The organism is Mesorhizobium sp. M4B.F.Ca.ET.089.01.1.1 (genome assembly GCF_004022605.1).
GTDB classification, from domain to species: Bacteria; Pseudomonadota; Alphaproteobacteria; order Rhizobiales; family Rhizobiaceae; genus Mesorhizobium; species Mesorhizobium abyssinicae.
This window is the reverse complement of the sequence record NZ_RZOS01000358.1, coordinates 1-6135: the sequence shown is the minus strand read 5'-3', so window position 1 is coordinate 6135 and position 6135 is coordinate 1. Positions and strand designations below refer to the sequence as shown.

Annotated in this window: 6 protein-coding genes; 3 read left to right on the top strand and 3 right to left on the bottom strand. The window is 63.8% G+C overall.

Features of this window, described 5'->3' with window-relative positions; translation table 11 throughout:
- Positions 1–468: 468 nt before the first annotated feature.
- The 3 genes from EN780_RS25550 (at position 469) to EN780_RS25540 (ending at position 3842) form a co-directional block, all read left to right on the top strand.
- Positions 469–1503, top strand: coding sequence for an extracellular solute-binding protein (locus EN780_RS25550; protein ID WP_128275673.1), 1035 nt, complete (start codon positions 469–471; stop codon positions 1501–1503).
- Positions 1504–1604: 101 nt separating this feature from the next.
- On the top strand, positions 1605–3032 hold the full coding sequence (locus tag EN780_RS25545) for an amidase (RefSeq protein WP_128275672.1): 1428 nt from the start codon (positions 1605–1607) through the stop codon (positions 3030–3032).
- Positions 3033–3182: 150 nt separating this feature from the next.
- Positions 3183–3842, top strand: a complete 660-nt coding sequence (locus EN780_RS25540) for a TetR/AcrR family transcriptional regulator (protein ID WP_245500137.1) — start codon at positions 3183–3185, stop codon at positions 3840–3842.
- Positions 3843–3848: 6 nt separating this feature from the next.
- On the opposite strand, the gene EN780_RS25535 is transcribed toward EN780_RS25540, so the two are convergent.
- The 3 genes from EN780_RS25535 to EN780_RS25525 form a co-directional block, all read right to left on the bottom strand.
- On the bottom strand, positions 3849–4604 hold the full coding sequence (locus EN780_RS25535) for an MBL fold metallo-hydrolase (RefSeq protein WP_128275671.1): 756 nt from the start codon (positions 4602–4604) through the stop codon (positions 3849–3851).
- 9 nt (positions 4605–4613) lie between these two features.
- Positions 4614–5678: an ABC transporter ATP-binding protein gene (locus tag EN780_RS25530; protein WP_128275670.1), complete on the bottom strand. Its 1065-nt coding sequence runs from the start codon at positions 5676–5678 to the stop codon at positions 4614–4616.
- Positions 5675–6135: ABC transporter permease subunit (locus tag EN780_RS25525; RefSeq protein WP_128275669.1), on the bottom strand; the 461-nt coding region annotated here is incomplete at its 5' end. The genes EN780_RS25530 and EN780_RS25525, both read right to left, overlap by 4 nt.

Sequence of the window (6135 nt, the reverse complement as noted above, 5' to 3'; positions counted from 1 at the left end):
AGCCGGAGCGGCGACGGTCAAGGCGATAGGCTCTCCGCCGCGCGCGGCGGAGAGGAGCCCCATGATCATCAGCAGCACGGTCGCCCAAAAAAGGCGCATGACCCCGACCCAACCCTGCAAGCCGGCGGCAGTTCACGCCCCAACTTGCCCCAATCCATCAATGCCCTCGTCCTTGACGATACCATGAGACGTTTGCCGGCGCATCGGCGCATTGGTCCGGGTTTCCGATGGCTGCGAGATGGCGCCGGCGCGCACTTTGCCGTGCCAGTCAGCGATTGCGCCTGCGGCAGTCCAACCGGGATCGCGGCGCCAAAAAGATATTGACTGTATATTTAGTCATAGTTACTGCTAACATTGACGATCGAGTTGGACAGCCGGCTCCGCCGGTGAATGGCCACGCATGAGAGGAACTATTTTCGTCGGACCCGAGGCCGCTCTTGCGGCCGGTCCCAACAATGGGAGAACAGCATGAACTGGAAATCGATCGCGACTGTCGCCGGGCTGTCGCTGATGGCCGCGACAGGCGCAGCCCGCGCCGACGGCGAGCTCAACATCTACAATTGGGGCAACTACACCAATCCCGACCTCATCAAGAAGTTCGAGGAGACCTACAAGGTCAAGGTCACCGTCACCGACTATGACTCCAACGACACGGCGCTGGCCAAGGTGCGCCAGGGCGCTTCGGGCTACGACATCGTCGTGCCGTCGGCCAGTGTCATGCCGATCTGGATCAGCGAAGGCCTGCTGCTGGAGACCGATCCCAACAAAATGGAGAACTTCAAAAACGTCGATCCGAAATGGGTCGACGTGCCGTTCGATCCGGGCCGCAAATACACCGTTCCCTGGCAATGGGGCACGACCGGCGTCTCGGTGAACAAGTCGGTCTATTCCGGCGACCCGAATACGTCGGCCGTTTTCCTCGATCCGCCCGCCGAGCTCGTCGGCAAGATCAACGTCGTGCCGGAGATGGGCGACATCCTTTTCCTCACCATCTCCTATTTCGGCGGCGAATACTGCACCGACGACAAGCAGGTGCTGAAGAAGGTGCGCGACAAGCTGGTCGAGGCCAAGGCGAAATGGCTGTCGTTCGACTATGCGGCCGTCGACGGCCTGGGGAGGGGCGATATCGCGGCCGGCGTGAACTGGAACGGCATATCGCTGCGCGAGCGGATGGAGAACGACAAGATCGTCTACGGCTATCCGAAGGAAGGCTATCCGATCTGGATGGACAATGTCGCGGTTCTCAAGGACGCAAAGAATGTCGAGAACGCCAAGCTGTTCCAGAACTTCATCATGGACCCGCAGAACGCGGCGATGATCTCGGCGTTCGCGCACTACGCGAACGGCATCAAGGGATCCGAGCCGTTCATGCCGGACGAGATGAAGGGTGCGCCGGAGGTCGAGGTTCCGGCTGAATTCGCCGCCAAGGGCAAGTTCATGCCGACCTGTCCGCCGGACGTGCAGGCGCTCTATACGAGGATCTGGACCGATCTCCAGAAATAGCCGCGCCGAAGTCTGTCCGGCCACAGTCGCCGGACCGCGACGCGCGGTCCGGTGTGTCCCTTCGCACCAAGCGCGGTTCCGCCGACCGTAGGAGACTGCCCATGACCGATCTCGATCTCTGCTACATGCCGGCCAGCGAGGCGCTGCGGCTGTTCAAGGCAAAGAAGTTCTCGCCGGTGGAACTGATGCGGGCCGTCATCGACCGCGCCGAGGCCACGAAGGAGACGATCAACTGCTTCACCTTCACGCATTTCGAGGAGGCCATCGGTCTGGCCAGGAAGGCAGAGGCGAAATACGCCAGGGGCGCAAGGACCGGGGCTCTCGAGGGCCTGCCGATCGGCATCAAGGACGAGAGCTACATCAAGGGCAAGCCGACATCGCACGGCTCGCTGCTGACCAGGGATGCCGTATGCGGCCATACCTCGACGATGAACGAGCGCATCATCAAGGCCGGCGGCATCGTGCATGCGCGCACGGCGACGCCCGAATTCAGCTGCGCCGGCTACACCTGGTCGAGGCGATGGGGCGTCACCCGCAATCCGTGGAATCCGGATTTCACGCCGGGCGGTTCGTCCGGGGGGGCGGCTGCGACGCTGGCCTCGGGCACGTCGTCGATAGCGACCGGGTCGGATATAGCCGGATCGATCCGCATCCCGGCATCGGCCTGCGGCCTTGTTGGCTTCAAGCCGCCCTACGGCCGCAATCCCGACGAGCCGCCGTTCAATCTGGACTTCTATTGCCACACCGGACCGCTGGCGCGAAACGTCAAGGACGCGATCCTGCTGCAGAATGTCATGGCTGGACCTAGCCCGCTGGACATCGCCACGCTGCGGCCGAAGCTGCGCCTGCCGGTCGACTACAAGCCGATCAAGGGCTGGAAGATCGCCTTCTCGATGGATCTCGGTTCCTTCGAAGTGGACGCCGATGTGCGCAGGAACACGCTTGCCGCATGCGATGTCTTCCGCTCGCTCGGCGCCACGGTCGAGGAAGTCGACCTGGGCTGGGGCGATGAGGTGCTCAAGGCCGGCATGGCCTATCTGGAGCATCTCTTCGGCGCCTCGCTGTCGCAATTGCTCGAGGAGCATGGCGAGGACATGACCCGCTATGCGCGGCGGTTCGCCGAAGATGGGCGCAAATCGAAGGCCACGGACTTTGTCGGTACGCTGGAGGTGGCGGCCCGGATGTATCAGACACTGGGTCCGTTGCTCGAAAAATACGATGTGCTGATCTGCCCGACGAACGCGCTTCCCGCGGTGTCGGCCGAGTTCGATCAGACCACGGACACTGTCGAGATCAACGGAAAGCAGGTGAACCCGTCGCTCGGCTGGGTGATGACAACCCCGTTCAATATGATGAGCCGCTGCCCGGTCCTTTCAATGCCGTCGGGGAGGGCGGCGAGCGGCGTGCCGACAGGCATCCAGATCGTCGGCCGCACCTATTGCGACGCCGATGTATTTCGCGTGGCGATGGCTTATGAGACGGCTCAGGGCCAATGGTATGGCAGCGCCGGGACCCGCCCGTCGCTTTGAGCAATCCCGGGCTCTTTCGCGTGGGTTCTGGCGGGCGGAGGCCCGATGTCGCAAAATGGCGGTGGGACCGGAGGTTCCGCCGCGGGTTAGAAAAGGCCGATGAAAATGGCGCAGCGCAAGGCAACCGCAACTGCCGGAAGACGGGCCGCGATGGCTGAGGGCAGGGGCTCGGCGAATGATGCCGCGCCGCCCAAGGACCGTCGGCGCGAACGCGGCGAGGCGAGTGTGCAGCGCATCATCGATGCCACCATCGACCTCATCGCCGAGGAAGGGCTGGCGAGCGTCACCATGCAGCGCATTGCCGAGCAGGTCGGCTCGTCGAACGCGCTCGTCGTTTTTCATTTTCGCAGCAAGGAGAACCTGTTTCGGGCCGTCCTGCAGTATCTCAGCGACCAGTATGACGCGCTGTGGGCCACCCTGGTGCGGGCGCCCGGCCTGTCGCCGGTCGACAGGCTGCTGGGCGCCGTCGACTGCGCGCAACGCTTCGCCCGCCAGCATCCGAAATGGGTTTCGGTCTTCGTCGTGTTCTCCAGCGACCGCAAGAGCATGCAGATCTACAATGAAATCGGCTTGCCGAGCGACCTTGCCTACACCGCCGAAGCGCGCGAATTGCTGATCGAGATCTCGCGCAGCGGCGGCTATGCCAACGTCGACATAAACACGCTGTCGGAGAGCCTGAACTATCTGGTGCACGGCGCATGGTACTGGGATCATCTGAACCCCTCCGGCCGCGACACCGATGTGCTGCGCAAGACGATGCTGCTCCTGCTGCATCAGGCATTTCCCCGGCACTTTGACTTGATGCGCTAAGCTCGCTCAGGCGGGCTCCCGCAGGTGGCAGCCGGCCTGCCGCTTTTGCGCCAGATACTCGTCGATGAGCTGGCGGTAGCGCACCTTGCCGAAGCTCGGGAAATGGCCGCCATGGACGACCGACACGTCGAGGCCGCGCATGGAAAGCAGCGTCGCGACATAGTCGTCGACCAGCGAATGGTAGACGTCGTCGATCAGCGGCCCGTCATAGACGATGTCGCCGGACAGCAGGATGCCGGTCTTTTTTTCGAAGAGCGCGATGCCGCCCGGCGAATGGCCGGGCGTGTGGATGACCTCGAAGGCACGGTCGCCGAGATCGACGACATCGCCGCCCTCCAGCAAGCGACCCGCGGGCGCCGGCAGGATGCGGTAGCGCGCCGTGTCCCAATTTTGCGGCATGCCATCGAACATCGCCTCGGTGGCGTAGCGGTCGGCAATGGTCCATTCGTTGCGCGGGTCGGCGAGGATCGCCGCCTCGGCGGAATGCACGCAGCGGTCGGGGAATTCGTGGTGGCAGCCGATATGGTCGAAATGGGTGTGGCTGGCGACGCAGACGAGCTTGCGTTCGGTGACCAGAGGCACGTGGCGCCGAAGGCTGAAATGACCGAGGCCGGTATCGAAGAGCAGATCGCGGTCGCGGCCGCGCACGTGCCAGATGTTGCAGCGGAAAAACGGCTTTATCCACGGCTCGTGGATCAGCGTCACGCCGTCGCCCATGCGAATGGTTTCGTACCAGTCCGGGGCCTCGATGACCGGAAGCATGCTCGCCGCTCAGTTCGCCAGCAGGATGAGGTCGGCAGCCTTGCATGAAACCGCCACCGTGTCGCCTGGCCTGACGGTCGCCGAGGCGGGCGCCTTGGCGATGAACTGCAGGGCGGGATCGAAAGCCGAGGTGGCGAGCACGCGTTTGAAGCTGCCCTGGAAGACGACGTCGCTCACCTTGGCGGCGCCGAGCGAGACGTGGCCTTCCTCTTTGCCGAGGACAAGATGCTCCGGCCTGACGGCAAGGGCGACTTTCGCACCTGCCGCCGCGCTGCCGGGCAGCGAAATCGCGCCGGCCGGTGTCGCGACAGTAACTGACCCGTCCTTCGCCTCCGTCACGGTTCCGGAAAGGATCGTGCTTTCGCCCATGAAGGTGGCGGAAAAGCGCGTCGCCGGTCGCGCATAGACTAGTTCGGGCGCGCCTTCATCCTCGATACGGCCGTCATTCATCACCACGCAATGGTCGGCCAGCGCCATCGCCTCTTCCTGGTCGTGGGTGACATGGACGAAGGCGGTGCCGACCCGCTTCTGGATCGCCTTCAATTCGTCCTGCATCTGCCGACGCAGCTTCAAATCGAGCGCGCCGAGCGGCTCGTCGAGCAAAAGCACGGCCGGCTCGATGACCAGGGCGCGGGCAAGCGCTACGCGCTGCCGCTGGCCGCCGGAGAGCTGATGCGGCTTCTTGTCGACGGCGGCGGCCAGCCCGACCAACGCCAGCGCCTCGCGCGCCTTTGCCGTGCGCGTCGCGCCGTCGATGCCCTGCATACGCAGGCCAAAGCCAACGTTGCCGCCGACGCTCATGTGTGGAAACAGCGCATAGTCCTGGAACACCGTCGTGGTCGGGCGCTTGGCCGGCGGCACGGACGTGCAGTCCTCGCCGCGAATGAACACCTTGCCTTCGCTGGGCGTGACGAAGCCGCCGAGGATGGAGAGCAACGTCGTCTTGCCGGAGCCGGACGGCCCAAGCAGGATCGTGTAGCTGCCGGGCTCGATGGTCAGCGAGACGTTCTTCAACACCGCTTGCTGGCCGAAGCGATGCGAGACGTTGCGGATGTCGACCAGGGATGTGCTCATGCCGGCTTTCTCCGCAGCAGCGTCAGCTCGAAAAACACCACCAGGACGATGGAGACGGCGAAGACCAGCGAGCCGACGGCATTGGTCTTGGGATTGAGGCCGGAGCGCAGCAGGTTCCAGATCTCCACCGGCAGCGTGGTGTCGAAACGGGTGAGCAGGAAGGAGATGACGAACTCGTCCCACGAGAAGGTCATCGACAGGAAGAAGCCGGCAAAGATCGCCGGCGCCATCACCGGCACCGTGATCAGCAAAAGCACCTTCCATTCCGGCGCGCCGAGATCGCGCGCGGCGCGCTCGATGTTGATCTGGTGGTCGCCCATCTGGCTGTAGATGATGGCAAAGCAGAGCGGCAGGTTGATCACGACATGACCGATGCCGGCGGCGAGCAGCGATTTCGGCACTCCGGCCCAGTTGAACAGCACCAGAAGCCCCATGCCGATGATGAGGTAGCTGACCG